This window comes from Kitasatospora sp. NBC_01266 (assembly GCF_036242395.1).
In the GTDB taxonomy this organism is placed as follows: domain Bacteria; phylum Actinomycetota; class Actinomycetes; order Streptomycetales; family Streptomycetaceae; genus Kitasatospora.
Window position 1 is genome coordinate 3,679,405 of the sequence record NZ_CP108458.1, and the last position, 14,136, is coordinate 3,693,540.

At 71.3% G+C, this 14,136-nt stretch carries 13 protein-coding genes and 2 tRNA genes; 1 reads left to right on the top strand and 14 read right to left on the bottom strand.

Annotated elements, in window-relative coordinates:
- Positions 1-8: 8 nt before the first annotated feature.
- From OG403_RS15855 to OG403_RS15880, 6 genes are all read right to left on the bottom strand, one after another.
- The gene (locus tag OG403_RS15855; protein WP_442910919.1) at positions 9-1,055 is read right to left on the bottom strand and encodes a UDP-N-acetylmuramate dehydrogenase; all 1,047 of its coding nucleotides are present in this window, start codon (positions 1,053-1,055) and stop codon (positions 9-11) included.
- Positions 1,056-1,124: 69 nt separating this feature from the next.
- A complete protein-coding gene (locus OG403_RS15860) occupies positions 1,125-1,547 on the bottom strand; it encodes a MaoC family dehydratase (RefSeq protein WP_329564888.1) in 423 nt (140 codons plus the stop codon).
- Positions 1,548-1,551: 4 nt separating this feature from the next.
- Positions 1,552-2,013: a MaoC family dehydratase N-terminal domain-containing protein gene (locus tag OG403_RS15865; RefSeq protein WP_329564889.1), complete on the bottom strand. Its 462-nt coding sequence runs from the start codon at positions 2,011-2,013 to the stop codon at positions 1,552-1,554.
- 114 nt (positions 2,014-2,127) lie between these two features.
- Entirely contained in the window at positions 2,128-2,292 is a 165-nt protein-coding gene (rpmG, locus tag OG403_RS15870; protein ID WP_006604855.1) for a 50S ribosomal protein L33, read from the bottom strand.
- An 87-nt stretch (positions 2,293-2,379) separates the two neighbouring features.
- Positions 2,380-2,452: transfer RNA gene (locus OG403_RS15875), tRNA-Met, on the bottom strand.
- Between the two features lie 40 nt (positions 2,453-2,492).
- A tRNA-Thr gene (locus OG403_RS15880) sits at positions 2,493-2,565 on the bottom strand.
- A 231-nt stretch (positions 2,566-2,796) separates the two neighbouring features.
- Here OG403_RS15880 and OG403_RS15885 point away from each other — a divergent pair.
- The gene (locus OG403_RS15885) at positions 2,797-4,071 is read left to right on the top strand and encodes a hydrolase (protein ID WP_329564890.1); all 1,275 of its coding nucleotides are present in this window, start codon (positions 2,797-2,799) and stop codon (positions 4,069-4,071) included.
- A 37-nt stretch (positions 4,072-4,108) separates the two neighbouring features.
- Here OG403_RS15885 and OG403_RS15890 read toward each other — a convergent pair whose 3' ends face one another.
- The 8 genes from OG403_RS15890 to OG403_RS15925 form a co-directional block, all read right to left on the bottom strand.
- Positions 4,109-5,602, bottom strand: a complete 1,494-nt coding sequence (locus OG403_RS15890; RefSeq protein WP_329564891.1) for a hypothetical protein — start codon at positions 5,600-5,602, stop codon at positions 4,109-4,111.
- Positions 5,603-5,893: 291 nt separating this feature from the next.
- Complete coding sequence (locus OG403_RS15895; protein ID WP_329564892.1) at positions 5,894-6,604, bottom strand: response regulator; 711 nt, start codon at positions 6,602-6,604, stop codon at positions 5,894-5,896.
- Between the two features lie 73 nt (positions 6,605-6,677).
- Positions 6,678-9,233, bottom strand: coding sequence for a sensor histidine kinase KdpD (locus OG403_RS15900; protein WP_329564893.1), 2,556 nt, complete (start codon positions 9,231-9,233; stop codon positions 6,678-6,680).
- A gap of 108 nt (positions 9,234-9,341) precedes the next feature.
- Positions 9,342-9,980, bottom strand: a complete 639-nt coding sequence (gene kdpC, locus OG403_RS15905) for a K(+)-transporting ATPase subunit C (RefSeq protein ID WP_329564894.1) — start codon at positions 9,978-9,980, stop codon at positions 9,342-9,344.
- Positions 9,981-10,000: 20 nt separating this feature from the next.
- A complete protein-coding gene (gene kdpB / locus OG403_RS15910) occupies positions 10,001-12,115 on the bottom strand; it encodes a potassium-transporting ATPase subunit KdpB (RefSeq protein ID WP_329564895.1) in 2,115 nt (704 codons plus the stop codon).
- A complete protein-coding gene (gene kdpA, locus OG403_RS15915) occupies positions 12,115-13,776 on the bottom strand; it encodes a potassium-transporting ATPase subunit KdpA (RefSeq protein ID WP_329564896.1) in 1,662 nt (553 codons plus the stop codon). The genes kdpB and kdpA overlap by 1 nt, the downstream gene beginning before the upstream one ends.
- Before the next feature lies 1 nt (position 13,777).
- The gene (kdpF, locus tag OG403_RS15920; RefSeq protein ID WP_184937114.1) at positions 13,778-13,867 is read right to left on the bottom strand and encodes a K(+)-transporting ATPase subunit F; all 90 of its coding nucleotides are present in this window, start codon (positions 13,865-13,867) and stop codon (positions 13,778-13,780) included.
- The gene (locus OG403_RS15925; protein ID WP_329564897.1) at positions 13,864-14,076 is read right to left on the bottom strand and encodes a hypothetical protein; all 213 of its coding nucleotides are present in this window, start codon (positions 14,074-14,076) and stop codon (positions 13,864-13,866) included. Before OG403_RS15925 ends, kdpF begins: the two co-directional genes overlap by 4 nt.
- Positions 14,077-14,136: the final 60 nt, after the last annotated feature.

Consider the following 14,136-nt stretch of genomic DNA (forward strand, 5'->3'; position numbering starts at 1 on the left):
GCCGCCGGTCAGAGCCGGACGCCGACCATCACCGGCTCGTTGACCAGCCGGACCCCGAACACCGCGTGCACGCCGTCGCGGACCTCGCGGGCCAGCGCGAGCAGGTCCTCGGTGGTGGCCCGGCCGCGGTTGGTCAGGGCCAGGGTGTGCTTGGTGGAGAGGGTGGCCGGACCGCTGCCGTAACCCTTGGTGAAACCGGCCTTGTCGATCAGCCAGGCGGCGGAGGTCTTGGTGTGGCCGTCCGGCGCCGGGTAGGCGGGGGCGGTCATCGAGCGCTCGGCCAGCCGCTCCTGGAAGTCCTGGTACTGCTCGGGCGTCAGCACCGGGTTGGTGAAGAAGGAGCCGGCCGACCAGGTGTCGTGGTCCGCCGGGTCCAGCACCATGCCCTTGCCGGCCCGCAGCCCGAGCACCGTCCGGTACGCGGTGCCCAGCGGCACCCGCTCGCCGGCCTCGACGCCCAGGGTCCTGGCCACCTCGGCGTACCGCACCGGGCTGGACGCGCCGTCGGCGGCCTCCAGCGCGAACCGGACCCGGAGCACCACATAGCGCTCGGGGTCGGCCTTGAAGCGGCTGTGCCGGTAGGAGAAGGCGCAGTCGGCGGCGGGCAGGGTGACCGTCTCGCGGGCCTGCCGGTCGTAGGCGACCACCTCGGTGATGGTCTGCGCGACCTCCTGGCCGTAGGCGCCGACGTTCTGCACCGGCGTGGCACCGGCCGAGCCGGGGATGCCGGCCAGGAACTCGATGCCCGCCAGGCCCGCCTCGACCGTGCGGGCCACCGCCTCGGCCCAGACCTCGCCGGCCGCCAGCTCCAGCGCGGTGCCGGTCAGCTCGAAGCCGGTGGTGGCGATCCGCAGCACGGTGCCGGGGAAGCCGGCGTCGCCGATCACCAGGTTGCTGCCGCCGCCGATCACCAGCAGCGGCTCGCCCGCCGCGTCGGCGGCCCGGACGGCGGCGACCACCTCAGCGTCGGTGCGCGCGGTCACCAGACGACGGGCGGGGCCGCCGAGCCGCAGCGTGGTCAGCGGGGCGAGGGGGGCGTTCTCGGTCACGTGCACGCGCTCCACGGTAGTGGATGACCGCCCGCGCTCCCCGGCCCGGCCGGGCGGCGCGGTGAGCGCGGCCGGTCAGGCCAGCTGGACCACGGCGCGGGACATCCCGAGCACCTTCTGGCCGGCGCTGGTGGCCAGCAGGTCCACCCGCACCTGGCGGTTCTCCAGCAGCTTGGCCACCGTGCCGGTGACCTCGATCACCGCGCCCCGGTCGTCGTCGGGCACCACCACGGGCTTGGTGAACCGCACGCCGTACTCCAGCACCGCGCCGGGATCGCCGGTCCAGTCGGTGACCACCCGCAGCGCCTCGGCCATGGTGAACATGCCGTGCGCGATGACGTCGGGCAGGCCGACCTCGCGGGCGAACCGCTCGTTCCAGTGGATCGGGTTGAAGTCGCCGGAGGCGCCGGCGTAGCGGACCAGCGTGGCGCGGGTCACCTCAAAGGACTGGGCGGGCAGCGCGGTCCCGACCTCGACCTCGTCGAAGCTGACAGCCATCGTGCTACTCCCCTGCCGTGTCGTCGGCCGCCCGGGCGACCAGGGTCATGACGGACGTCACCACGTGCTCGCCGCTCTCGTCGGCGATCTCGCCCTTCACCGTGAGCACATCGTTGCCGGCCAGCGACTTGATGTTGTCGATGCTGATCGACACCCGCACCCGGTCACCGGCCCGCAGCGGGCGGGTGTAGAGGAACTTCTGGTCCCCGTGCACCACCCGGCTGAAGTCCAGCCCCAGCTCCGGGTCGGCCACCACCTGCGCGGCGGCCGCGTAGCTGAGCACGAACGGGAAGGTCAGCGGAGCGATCACGTCCGGGTGCCCGAGTGCCTTGGCGGCCTGCGGATCTGTGTACACCGGGTTGGCGTCACCGATCGCGGCGGCGAACTCCCGGATCTTCTCCCGGCCCACCTCGTACGGCTCGGTGGGCGGGTAGGACCGCCCGATGAAGGAGGGGTCGAGCGCCATGGACTACTCCTCAAGTCGACGTGTGCGAAAACGACTTCAGGCCGCACCCCGAGGGGGTGCGGCCTGAAGCCAAGAGACCTGTGTCACTACCAGGCCCGGCGACGCCCTACGGGGTCAGCGGGTCTCGCGGTGAGCGGTGTGCGAGTTGCAGCGGGGGCAGTGCTTCTTCATCTCAAGACGGTCCGGGTCGTTACGCCGGTTCTTCTTGGTGATGTAGTTCCGCTCCTTGCACTCCACGCAGGCCAGCGTGATCTTCGGGCGGACGTCGGTGGCAGCCACGGGAGTGCCTTCCTTGGACAACAATGGGGTGATGACACAACAAGAGTAGCCGATCGGGAGTGCGATCTCCCGACCGACTACGCGGGGTAGCGGTGACCGGACTTGAACCGGTGACACAGCGATTATGAGCCGCTTGCTCTACCAACTGAGCTACACCGCTTTGGTGATCAGAATCCGACGAGCGGAAATCTGTTCACCAGAGCCCCCATGCGGAATCGAACCGCAGACCTTCTCCTTACCATGGAGACGCTCTACCGACTGAGCTATAGGGGCGAACCGGCTGAACGAGGAAGAGATTACACGGTTCGGGGCCAGAGGTGAAATCCGTATGCCGAGCGCAAGATCGCAGGTCGGCGGCTCGCACGGACTGACGGGCCGGGACCTGCCGTTCGGCGATCCGCCGTTCGACACCCGGCGGTGCGCGCCGCGAGCCTCCCCGCCCCGGGCACGCGCTGACCATAGGCTCGGCCGCCAGTGATCTTCCGGACTGGGAGGAGCCGACCGATGAGTCCGGAGGGCGGCTGCAACCCGCTCGGCCACGGCCCGGTGCTGCTGCTCAGCGGCGCCCGGCTGGTCGACGGCCGGGTGGTCGACGTGCGGATCAGCGGCGACCGGATCCAGGCCGTCGGCACCACCGGGAGCCTGGGCCCGCTGCCGCAGTCGGCGCTGCCGGCCGGCGCGTCCATCGGCTCCGAGCCGGCCGTCATCGCGGGGGCCCGGATCGATCTGACGGGCTACCTGCTGCTGCCGGCCCCCGCCGAGCCGCACGCCCACCACGACACCGCGTTCACCGGCCGGCCGACCGAGGTGCCGGCCGGCTCCGCCGAGCGGGCCGAGGCGCCCGTCGAGCTCATCCGCCGGGTCACCGAGGCCGCCCTCACCTCCCTCGGCTACGGCGCCACCGCCCAGCGCACCCACGTGCGGATCGGCGGCCCGGACCGGCTCGGCCGACTGGAGGCCGTGCTCACCGCGCGCCAGGCGCTGCGCGGGCTGGTGGGACTCCAGGCGGTGGCGGCGCCCCGGCTGCTCACCGGGGCGGCGGGGGCGGACGGGCGGGCCCAGCTGCGCGAGGCGCTGCGGATGGGCGCGGACGCCGTGGGCGGCTCCCCCGAGCTGGACCCGGACCCGGTCGGCTACGTGCAGGCCGTGGTGTCGGCGGCGACCGACTTCGACTGCCCCGTCGACCTGCACCTGCGCGGCGCCGAACCGGACCGACTGGCCCGCATCACGGCCGTGTTGGCGCCGCTGCGCCCCCGGGTGGCGGTGGGCCCGTGCGACCGGCTGGCGCCGGGCGGCGCGGCGGGACTGCGGGCGGCCGGGCTGCGGGTGGTCTGCCTGCCGCAGAGCGGTGCCTGCGGCGCGCTGGACGGGCCGCCCGATGGCCTGAGCCCGGTGATCGTACGGGAGTTGATGAACCATCAACTCCCGCTGGCGGCCGGCAGCGGCGCGCTGCGGGACGCGGTCAACCCGGTCGGTCGGGCCGACCCGCTGGAGGCCGCCTACCTGCTCGCGGCCGGCGGCGCGCTGAGCGTGACCGAGGCCTACGAGGCGGTCAGCGGGCAGGCCAGGCTGCTGATGGGACTGCCCTCGGTCCGGGTGGACGCCGGATTCCCGGCCGAGCTGCTCGCGGTGCGCGGGGACAGCCTGGCGGGCGCGCTGTCCGGCGGCCACAGCCGGCTGGTGGTGCACAGCGGCCGGGTGGTCTCCCGCACCAGCGCGGTACGGGAGTTCGCGGACACCGTGGCGCCCGCCCTGCCGCGGCAGAGCGGGCACCCGTGAGGGGCCTCTCGGCGCCCTGGTGACGCGACCGGCCGGGTCAGCGGTACTCGCGCAGCCGCGGGCGGACCGCCAGGACGGTGAGGGCCAGCGCGCCGGCCAGCAGCAGCGCGCAGGAGACGGCCGCGCCGACGCCGAGCGCCGAATCGCTCTGCTGGATCGAGGAGTCGAAGGCCTGCTGGTTGATCGCCACCACCTTGTCGAAGGCGTCGCTCAACTGGCTGAAGTCCCCGTCCGACTGCCCCGCCGCAGTGCCGGTGTCGAAGGCGATGGCGTCCGCGAGGTGGCCCTGCTGGGCGAGTTGGCGGATCTTGCGGTCGTCCTGCTGGTAGGTCCGGAAGTCGGCCAGCACCTGGTCGGCGGCCTGCTGCTCGCCGGGGAAGGTGATGTTGCGCTCCTCGTCGCCGAGGTAGCCGCCGAAGGTCACGTCGGCCGCCGAGGCCTGGTGGGCGGCGATCGCCTTGTCCAGTGCGGCGTTGTACGTGCCGAGGGTGGTGTTGTCCAGCTTGACGATCTGCTGGGTCTTGTCGAAGAAGCTCTGCTGGTAGGTGTCGGCCCGGCTCGGGTCGCTCAGCCAGCGGCTCTCGTCGGCGTTGCTGTCGTAGGCCACCGCCTTGGCCCGGCTCAGCGCGATCACCGAGTCGTAGGCGTTGGCCTTGGCGTTGTGCAGCCGGTCCTCGGTGCCGGAGACCAGCGAGAGGCCGTAGCCGAGGCCGATCACCGTCACCAGCAGGGCCGCGACCAGCGGCGGGCTGATCAGCCGGCGGTAGCGGACCGTCAGGGTGCGCTGCAGGGCGCCGAGGGCGGCCAGCGCGAGCAGGCCGGTGACCAGCAGCCACCACCAGCCGGAGTCGAGGTCGGCCCGCTGGCTCGTGTAGGTCCCGCCGACCTTGGCCGCGTTGGCGTTGGCCACCAGGTCGGCGTTCGGCAGCAGCTGGCTGCGCAGCAGGTCGGTGGCCTGCTGGTAGGAGCTGAGCGCGTCGGGCGAGGGCTTGCCCGGCAGCGACTCGGCGTTGCTCTCCTGCAGGTCGGAGCGGGCCACCAGGGCCTCGTACTGGCCCAGGCCGTCCAACTCGGCCTGGACGGCCTGGCGGCCCGCCGGGTCGCCGGAGAGCGCCTCGGTGGCCTGCTCCAGGTCGGCGTCGGCCTGCGACCGGCGCTGGTCGTAGGTGTCCTGGATGGCCTTGCGCTTGGCGAAGTCGGCCTCGTCGGCGCCGACCAGCAGCAGGTTGGCCGCCTGGGCGTCCAGGTCGCTGAGCGCGAAGTACAGGTCCGAGGCCCGCTCGGCCTGCGGGGCGGAGTGGTGGCCGATCGCGTCCACGCTGTCCCGGGCGCCGCTGAGCACCGTGAAGGCCACGCCGGCGAAGAGCAGCACGGCGGCCAGCGCGGCCGCCGTCAGGGCCCGGACCCGGCGCGGGGTGGTCCAGTAGGCCCGGGTGCGGAGCCGGCCGAACCCGGTCGGCGCCGGCCGCGCGGGTGAGGTGCGCGAGGCGGAAGCCCCCTTGGTGGCCACCGAACTCGTCCGCTCGGACAAGCTCTCCCCCGGTGGTCTTGCTCCCACTGCCATGACCGCGCGTCCCTCCCCGTTGCCTGGTCGGCGCCGACCGGTGGCCCCGCACGGGGCCGCCGGTGTCCGGCGCGATCCAGCTCCTGTCCCGGCGTCAGGCCGGGCCCCCAGGAGCGGAGCGGAACCGTTTCCGCACGGTGACGCCAGCTCCTGGGCCAGATGATTCTGCTCCGCTCCGAGGTTCCCTTGGCACTCGGGGTGCCCGTCTTGACGGATCATTAGCGCCCCCTTGCGCCCAGCGCGGGCCGGACCCGGCCGTCACGGCTCGTAGCGGTACCCGATGCCCGGCTCGGTGATCAGGTGCCGGGGCCTGGCCGGGTCGCGCTCCAGCTTGCGGCGCAGGCCCGCGAAGTAGACCCGCAGGTAGTTGCCGCGCTCCTCGTGCCCCGGGCCCCAGACCGCGCGCAGGATCTGCCGGCCGGGCAGCAGCCGGCCCGGGTTGGCCAGCAGCATGGTGAGGATCTTCCACTCGGTCGGGGTCAGCCGCAGGTGCCGCGCGCTGTCGCCGGTCCGGTGCACGATGCCGGCCGTCAGGTCGATCGCCCAGTCCCCCAGCACCGCCGTGTCGGCGGCGGTGCTGGCCACCGGACGGCGCAGCACGGCGCGCAGCCGGGCGAAGAGCTCGTCCATCAGGAAGGGCTTGGTGACGTAGTCGTCGGCACCGGCGTCCAGCGCCTGGATCTTGTCGTCCGCGCCGCTGCGCCCGGAGAGCACGATGATCGGCACCGGGCCGCGCCCGCGCAGCCGGTGGATCACCTCGACCCCGTCCAGGTCCGGCAGGCCGAGGTCGAGCAGCACCGCGTCGATCGGGGTCTCCCCGGCCGAGGGCTGCGGCAGGGTGCGCTCGTAGGCCTCCAGCGCGGCGACGGCGGTGGCGGCGGTGGCCACCTGGTACTGGCGGGCCCGCAGGTTGATCCGCAGCGCGCGCAGCAGCTGCGGCTCGTCGTCCACGATCAGGATGTTGCTCATCCGCGCACCTCGCCGACGCCCGGCAGGGCATGCGCCGGCCCGCGCCGGTCGATGGCGCGCTCGCTGTGCTCGCTCACAGGGCCAACTCCTCCTCGGCCGCGGTCGGCAGGGTGAGCAGCATGGTGGTGCCGCCGCCCGGGGTGTCCTCGACCTCCAAGGTGCCGCCCATCGCCTCGGCCAGCCCCCTGGAGAGCGCCAGGCCCAGGCCCACGCCGGTGGTGTTGTCGGTGTCGCCCAGCCGCTGGAAGGGCAGGAAGACCCGGTCCCGGTCGGCGGCCGGAATGCCCGGACCACGGTCGGCGATCCGGATCTGCACCTGGTCCCGGTGGGTGCTGGCGCTGACCAGCACCGGCGCACCGGGCGCGTTGTAGCGCAGCGCGTTGGTGATCACGTTGGCCAGCACCCGCTCCAGCAGCGGGCCGTCGGCCAGCACGGCGGGCACCAGCTCCAGGTCGAGCGGCTGCACCGGGGCGTCCTGGTCGGCGAGCGAGTCCAGCGCGCGGGGCAGCACCTCGTCGATGTGCACCGGGCCCAGGTGCAGGGTGAGCGCGCCGGCCTGCAGGCGGCTCATGTCGAGCAGGTTGTCGACCAGGCGGTTCAGCCGGATCAGCGACTCGTCGGCGGTGGCCAGCAGTTCGGCCTGGTCCTCCGGCGAGAACTCGACGTCGGGGCTGCGCAGCGAGCCGACCGAGGCCAGCGCCGCCGCCAGCGGGGTGCGCAGGTCGTGGCTGACCGCGGCGAGCAGCGCGGTGCGCATCTTGTCGGCGGCCTTGATCGGCTCGACCTCGGCCGCGACCGCGGCCAGCCGGTCGCGCTCCAGCGCGGCGGCCACGTGCGCGGAGAAGGCGGTGAGCAGCCGCAGCTGATCGGCCGGCAGCCGGCGCCCGGTCATGATCAGCAGCGCGTCCGAGCCGACCGGCACCTCGGTGCTCTCGGCGTCCGCGGCCACCTCCCCGGCGGAGTCGCTGCGGGCGAGCACCTCACCGGTCTCCCGGGAGAGCAGCGCGACCGAGTCCAGGCCGAAGGTGTTGCGGGAGTGCTCCAGCAGGGTCGGGATCGCCGAACCGGCCCCCTGGCCGGTGTCCTGGCTACGCAGCACGGTGCCGGCCAGCGCGGAGAGCGTCTCGGCCTCGGCGGTCGCTCTGGCCGCCCGCCCGGTCAGCCGGGTGGCCCGGTCCACCACGGTGGAGACGGTGAGCGCGACGACCGCGAAGACCAGCAGCGCGATCACGTTGTTGGGCTCGCCGATGGTGAAGGTGTGCACCGGCGGGATGAAGTAGTAGTTGACCAGCAGCGAGGCGATCAGCGAGGCGACCAGCGCCGACATCGAGCCGCCGAGCAGCGCGACCGCCACCACGCCGAGCTGGAAGAGCAGCGCGTCGGTGGTCAGGTTGAGGGTGTGGTGCAGCTGGGAGAGCACGCCGGTGAGCGCGAACGGCAGCACCAGGCCTGAGGTGAAGCCCGCCACGGTGCGCCGCTTGGAGTGCCGCCGGCCGAGCTGCGGCAGCCGGCCGCGTCCGGTGAACTCGTGGGTCACCATGTGGACGTCGATGTCCTCGGACGCGTCGACGGTGGTCTCGCCGATCCCCGGGCCGGTCAGGAAGCGGTTGATCCGGCCGCGCCGGCTGGTGCCGAGCACCAGCTGGGTGGCGTCGTTGGCGCGGGCGAAGCCGAGCAGCGCGGTGGGGATGTCGTCGCCGACCACCACGTGGTAGCTGCCGCCGAGGGTCTCCACCAGGCGCCGCTGGTTGGCCAGTGCCCCCGGGGAGGCGCCGGCCAGGCCGTCGCTGCGGGTGACGTGCACGGCCAGCACCTGGCCGGCCGCGGTGCGGTCGGCGATCCGGGCGGCCCGCCGGATCAGCGTCTCGCCCTCCGGACCGCCGGTGAGCGCCACCACCACCCGCTCGCGGGTCTCCCAGACCCGGTCGATGTTGTGCTCGGCCCGGTAGTCGCGCAGTCCCTCGTCGACCCGCCCGGCCACCCAGAGCAGGGCGAGCTCGCGAAGCGCCGTCAGGTTGCCGACCCGGAAGTAGTTGGTGAGCGCGGCGTCCACCTTCTCGGCCTTGTAGACGTTGCCATGGGCCATCCGGCGGCGCAGCGCCTGCGGGGCCATGTCGACGAGTTCGATCTGGTCGGCCCGGCGCACCACCTCGTCCGGGATGGTCTCCCGCTGGGGCGTGCCGGTGATCTTCTGGACGACGTCGTTGAGGCTCTCCAGGTGCTGGATGTTCACCGTGGTGATCACGTCCAGGCCGGCCGCCAGCAGGTCCTCGACGTCCTGCCAGCGCTTGGCGTTCTTGCCGCCGGGGATGTTGGTGTGCGCCAGCTCGTCGACCAGCACCACGGACGGGCGGCGCTCCAGCACCGCCGCGACGTCCATCTCGGTGAACTCGGTGCCCCGGTAGGTCCGGTGCAGCCGGGGCATGATGTCCAGGCCCTGCAGCATGGTCTCGGTGTGCTTGCGGCCGTGGCACTCGATGTAGCCCACCACCACGTCCGCCCCGCGCTCCTGTCTGCGCCGGGCCTCGTCCAGCATCCGGTAGGTCTTTCCGACGCCGGGGGCCGAGCCGAGGTACACCCGCAGCCGGCCGCGCCGTGGCGGGGCGGCGGAGGCGAGATCGCGAGCCATGGGGGGCTTCTTCTCTCTTCGCGAAAGGTGGGCAGAGACAGGCCGGACCGGCCCGTGCGGGGCGTTCCCCGCGCGGGCCGGTCCGGTTTCACTCGATCTGACGGTACGTCACTTCAACTCGTTCAGTGCGCTGTTGAGCAGCAGGACATTGACACCGGGGTTGCCGAGGAAGCCCACCGAGCGGGCCTCGGTGTACTTGCCGACCAGCGCGTTGACCTGGTCCACCGACAGGTTACGGGCCTTGGCGACCCGGTTGACCTGCTCGTCGGCGTAGGCCACCGAGATCTCCGGGTCCAGGCCGGAGCCGGAGGAGGTGACCGCGTCGGCCGGCACGCTGGCCGGGTCGACACCGTCGAACGCGGCGATCGAAGCCCGGGCGCTCTGCACCGACTTCAGCAGCACGTCGCTGTTCGGGCCGAGGTTGGTGCCGGACGAGGAGGTCGGGTCGTAACCCGTACCAGCGGCGGAGGGCCGCGGCTGGAAGTACTTCGGGTCCGGCTGGGCCTGCTCGTTGGGGTCGTTCGGGTTCTTCTTCGGCAGGTTGAAGTTCTGACCGATCAGGCTGGAGCCGATCTCCTTGCCGTCGGCCGACTTCACGATCGAGCCGTTGGCCTTCTGGCTGAAGGCGACCTGGCTGATCCCGGTGACCAGCAGCGGATAGGCGATCCCGAGGACCACCGTCATCAGCAGCAGGAACCGCAGGGCGGTGAAGTGGGTACGGACGGAGGTGGGCAGTGGCTTGGACATGAGAGCTTTTCCTCCGTTTCTCAGCGCAGGCCGGGGATGAACTGGACGACCAGGTCGATCAACTTGATCCCGACGAACGGGACGATCAGACCGCCGAAGCCGTAGATCCCGATGTTCCGGCGGAGCAGCGAACTGGCGTCGGAAGGACGGTACTTCACGCCGCGCAGGGCGAGCGGGATGAGGCCGATGATGACCAGGGCGTTGAAGATGATCGCCGAGGTGATCGCGGACTTCGGGCTGTGCAGGTCCATGATGTTGAGGTGACCCAGGCCCGGGTACACGCTGGCGAACATCGCCGGGATGATCGCGAAGTACTTCGCGACGTCGTTGGCGATCGAGAAGGTGGTCAGCGCGCCACGGGTGATCAGGAGCTGCTTGCCGATCTCGACGATCTCGATCAGCTTGGTGGGGTTGGAGTCCAGGTCCACCATGTTGCCGGCCTCCTTGGCCGCCATGGTGCCGGTGTTCATCGCCACACCCACGTCGGCCTGGGCCAGAGCCGGAGCGTCGTTGGTGCCGTCACCGGTCATCGCGACCAGCTTGCCACCCTCCTGCTCCTTCTTGATCAGGGCCATCTTGTCCTCGGGGGTGGCCTCGGCGAGGAAGTCGTCCACGCCGGCCTCCTCCGCGATCGCCTTGGCGGTCAGCGGGTTGTCACCGGTGATCATGATGGTCTTGATGCCCATCCGGCGGAGCTCGTCGAAGCGCTCCTTCATGCCCTCCTTGACCACGTCCTTGAGGTAGATCACCCCGAGGGCGCGAGCAGGCGCGCTGCCGATCCTGCTGGCCACCACCAGCGGGGTACCACCCGCGGCGGAGATGCCGTCGACCAGCTGGGCGACGTCGTCACCGACGGTGCCGTCGTTCTCGATGACCCAGCGGGTGATCGAGCCGGCCGCGCCCTTGCGGACCTGGTGCAGGCCGTCGGCCTCGTCCAGGTCGACACCCGACATCCGGGTCTGGGCGGTGAACGGAACCCAGGTGGCGTGCTCCAACTCGCCCTGGGCGCGGGCCCGCAGGCCGTACTCGGTCTTCGCCAGGACGACGATCGAGCGGCCCTCGGGCGTCTCGTCGGCCAGCGAGGAGAGCTGTGCGGCGTCGGCCAGCTCGCCGGTGTCCACGCCCTGGGCGGGCAGGAACTCGGCGGCCTGGCGGTTGCCCAGGGTGATGGTGCCGGTCTTGTCCAGCAGCAGGGTGTTGACGTCACCGGCGGCCTCGACCGCGCGGCCCGACATGGCCAGCACGTTGCGCTGCACCAGGCGGTCCATACCGGCGATGCCGATCGCGGAGAGCAGCGCGCCGATCGTGGTCGGGATCAGCGCGACGACCAGCGAGACCAGGACGATCAGGGTCTGCGGGGCGCCGGCGAAGGCGGCCATCGGCTGCAGTGCGGCGACCGTGACCAGGAAGACGATGGTCAGCGAGGCCAGCAGGATGTTGAGCGCGATCTCGTTCGGCGTCTTCTGCCGGGAGGCGCCCTCGACCAGGGCGATCATCCGGTCGATGAAGGACTTGCCGGGCTCGGAGGCGATCTTCACCACGATCCGGTCGGAGAGCACCTTGGTGCCACCGGTGACCGCCGAGCGGTCACCACCGGACTCGCGGATCACCGGAGCGGACTCACCGGTGATCGCCGACTCGTCGACGCTGGCCACGCCCTCGACGACGTCGCCGTCGCCGGGGATGATCTGGCCGGCCTCGATGACCACGTGGTCACCGAGCCGCAGCTCGGTGCCGGCCACCTCCTCCTCGGCCTGCGAGGAGGGCCAGTTGACCAGCCGTCGGGCCATGGTCTCGGTCTTGGTGCGGCGCAGCGTCTCGGCCTGCGCCTTGCCGCGGCCCTCGGCGACGGCCTCCGCCAGGTTGGCGAAGATCACGGTGAGCCAGAGCCAGACGGTGATCGCCCAGGCGAAGACCGAGGGCTTGGCGATCGCGTCGATGGTGGTGACCACCGAACCGACCTCGACCACGAACATGACCGGGTTCTTGATCATGACCCGCGGGTCGAGCTTCTTGCACGCGTCCGGGAGGGAGGCGACGATCAGCTTCGGGTCGAGCAGTCCGGACTTCACGCGGTGCGGCTGCTCGGCGGCCTCCGTCTGCTCGACGGGGGCGGGGGTAAGGGTGGACGACATCAGTGCAGACCTTCCGCGATCGGCCCGAGAGCCAGGGCCGGGAAGTAGGTGAGGCCAACCACGATCAGGACGACGCCCGACAGCAGCCCCACGAAAAGCGGCTTGTGAGTGGGCAGGGTGCCCTTGGTGGCGGGGACCGGCTGCTGCTGGGCGAGCGAGCCCGCCAGCGCCAGCACGAAGATGATCGGCAGGAAGCGGCCGAAGACCATCGCGAGGCCGAGTGCGGTGTCCCACCAGGGCGAGGTCACCGTCAGACCGCCGAAGGCGGAGCCGTTGTTGTTCGCCGCGGAGGTGAAGGCGTAGAGGATCTCGGAGAAGCCGTGCGCCCCGGAGTTGAGCATGTTGGCGCGCTCACCGCCCAGCGCCATCGCGACACCGGTGCCGATCAGCACGATCAGCGGGGTGGTCAGGATGTAGAGGGAGGCGAACTTCATCTCCCGGCCGCCGAGCTTCTTGCCCAGGTACTCGGGCGTGCGGCCGACCATCAGACCGGCCACGAAGACCGCCACGATGGCCAGCACCAGCATGCCGTAGAGGCCGGAGCCGGTACCGCCGGGCGCGATCTCACCGAGCATCATGTCGAACATCGCGACACCGCCACCGCCCGGGGTGAGCGAGTCGTGCATGCCGTTGACCGCACCGGTCGAGGTCAGCGTGGTGGAGGTGGCGAAGAGGCTGGTGCCCCAGAGGCCGAAGCGGACCTCCTTGCCCTCCATCGCGCCGCCCGCCGCCTTGAGCGCCACACCCGCCGGGTGGGTCTCGAAGAAGGTCATCAGCGCGGCCGAGGCCACCCAGAAGCTGGCCATGACCGAGACGATCGCGTAGCCCTGGCGGTTGTCGCCGACCATCTTGCCGAAGGTGCGGGGCAGCGAGAAGGAGATCACCAGCAGCAGGAAGATCTCCAGCCAGTTGGTGAAGCCGGTCGGGTTCTCGAACGGGTGGGCCGAGTTGGCGTTGAAGAAGCCACCACCGTTGGTGCCCAGCTCCTTGATGACCTCCTGCGAGGCCACCGGGCCGCCGGGGATCGACTGGGTGTCGCCGGTGAGGGTGGTGATCTCGTGGAAGCCGTGGAAGTTCTGGATCGCACCGTTGGCCACCAGGACCAGCGCGAAGACGATCGAGAGCGGCAGCAGCAGGCGGAAGCTGAGCCGGGTCATGTCGACCCAGAAGTTGCCGACCCGGTCGGTCTTGCTGCGCGTGAAGCCCCGGATCAGGGTCGCCACGACCGCGATGCCGACGGCGGCGGAGAGGAAGTTCTGCACCGCCAGGCCGGCCATCTGGGTCACGTGGCCCATGGTCGACTCGCCGCTGTAGTCCTGCCAGTTCGTGTTGGTCACGAAGGAGATCGCGGTGTTCCAGGCACCGTGCGGGTTCACGGCCTTGAAGCCGAGGCTGAGCATCAGGTGGTTCTGGATGCGCTGCAGCAGGTAGAGGAAGAGCACGCTGATGCCCGAGAAGGCCAGCAGCGAGCGGAGGTAGGACGGCCAGCGCTGGTCGGCGTCACCGTCGACCCCGATGGCCTTGTAGAAGCCGCGCTCCACCGTGAGGTGCTTGGCGGTGGTGAGCAGCTTGGCGATGTAGTCGCCCAGCGGCCGGTAGCAGAGAGCGAGCGCGCCCACCAGGGCGAGGGCCTGCAGCCAGCCCGCGAGAGTGGAGCTCATGTCAGAACTTCTCCGGGTAGATCAACGCCACGACGAGGTAGCCGACGAGGACGACAGCGACGATGAGACCTGCGAGATTCTCGACGCTCACAGCTTCTCCACCCCCCGAGCGATCAGAGCGAGGACGGCGAACACGAGGACCGTGATGCCGACGAAGACGAGATCGAGCATGAGCTCCACCAGTTGCTTCAAGGACCTGGCCGTGGGCGGCCACAGGGCTTCGCACGACACCGGTGGCAGACCGGCTGGAGTAGCAAATCGTGTGTTCGAGCCGTACCCGCCGTTCTTGACGTCCTCCATACGGGGACGGGAGCCCTGTTGACGGCCTCCATACGGCGTGTCGAGGCCCGGTCACGGGGC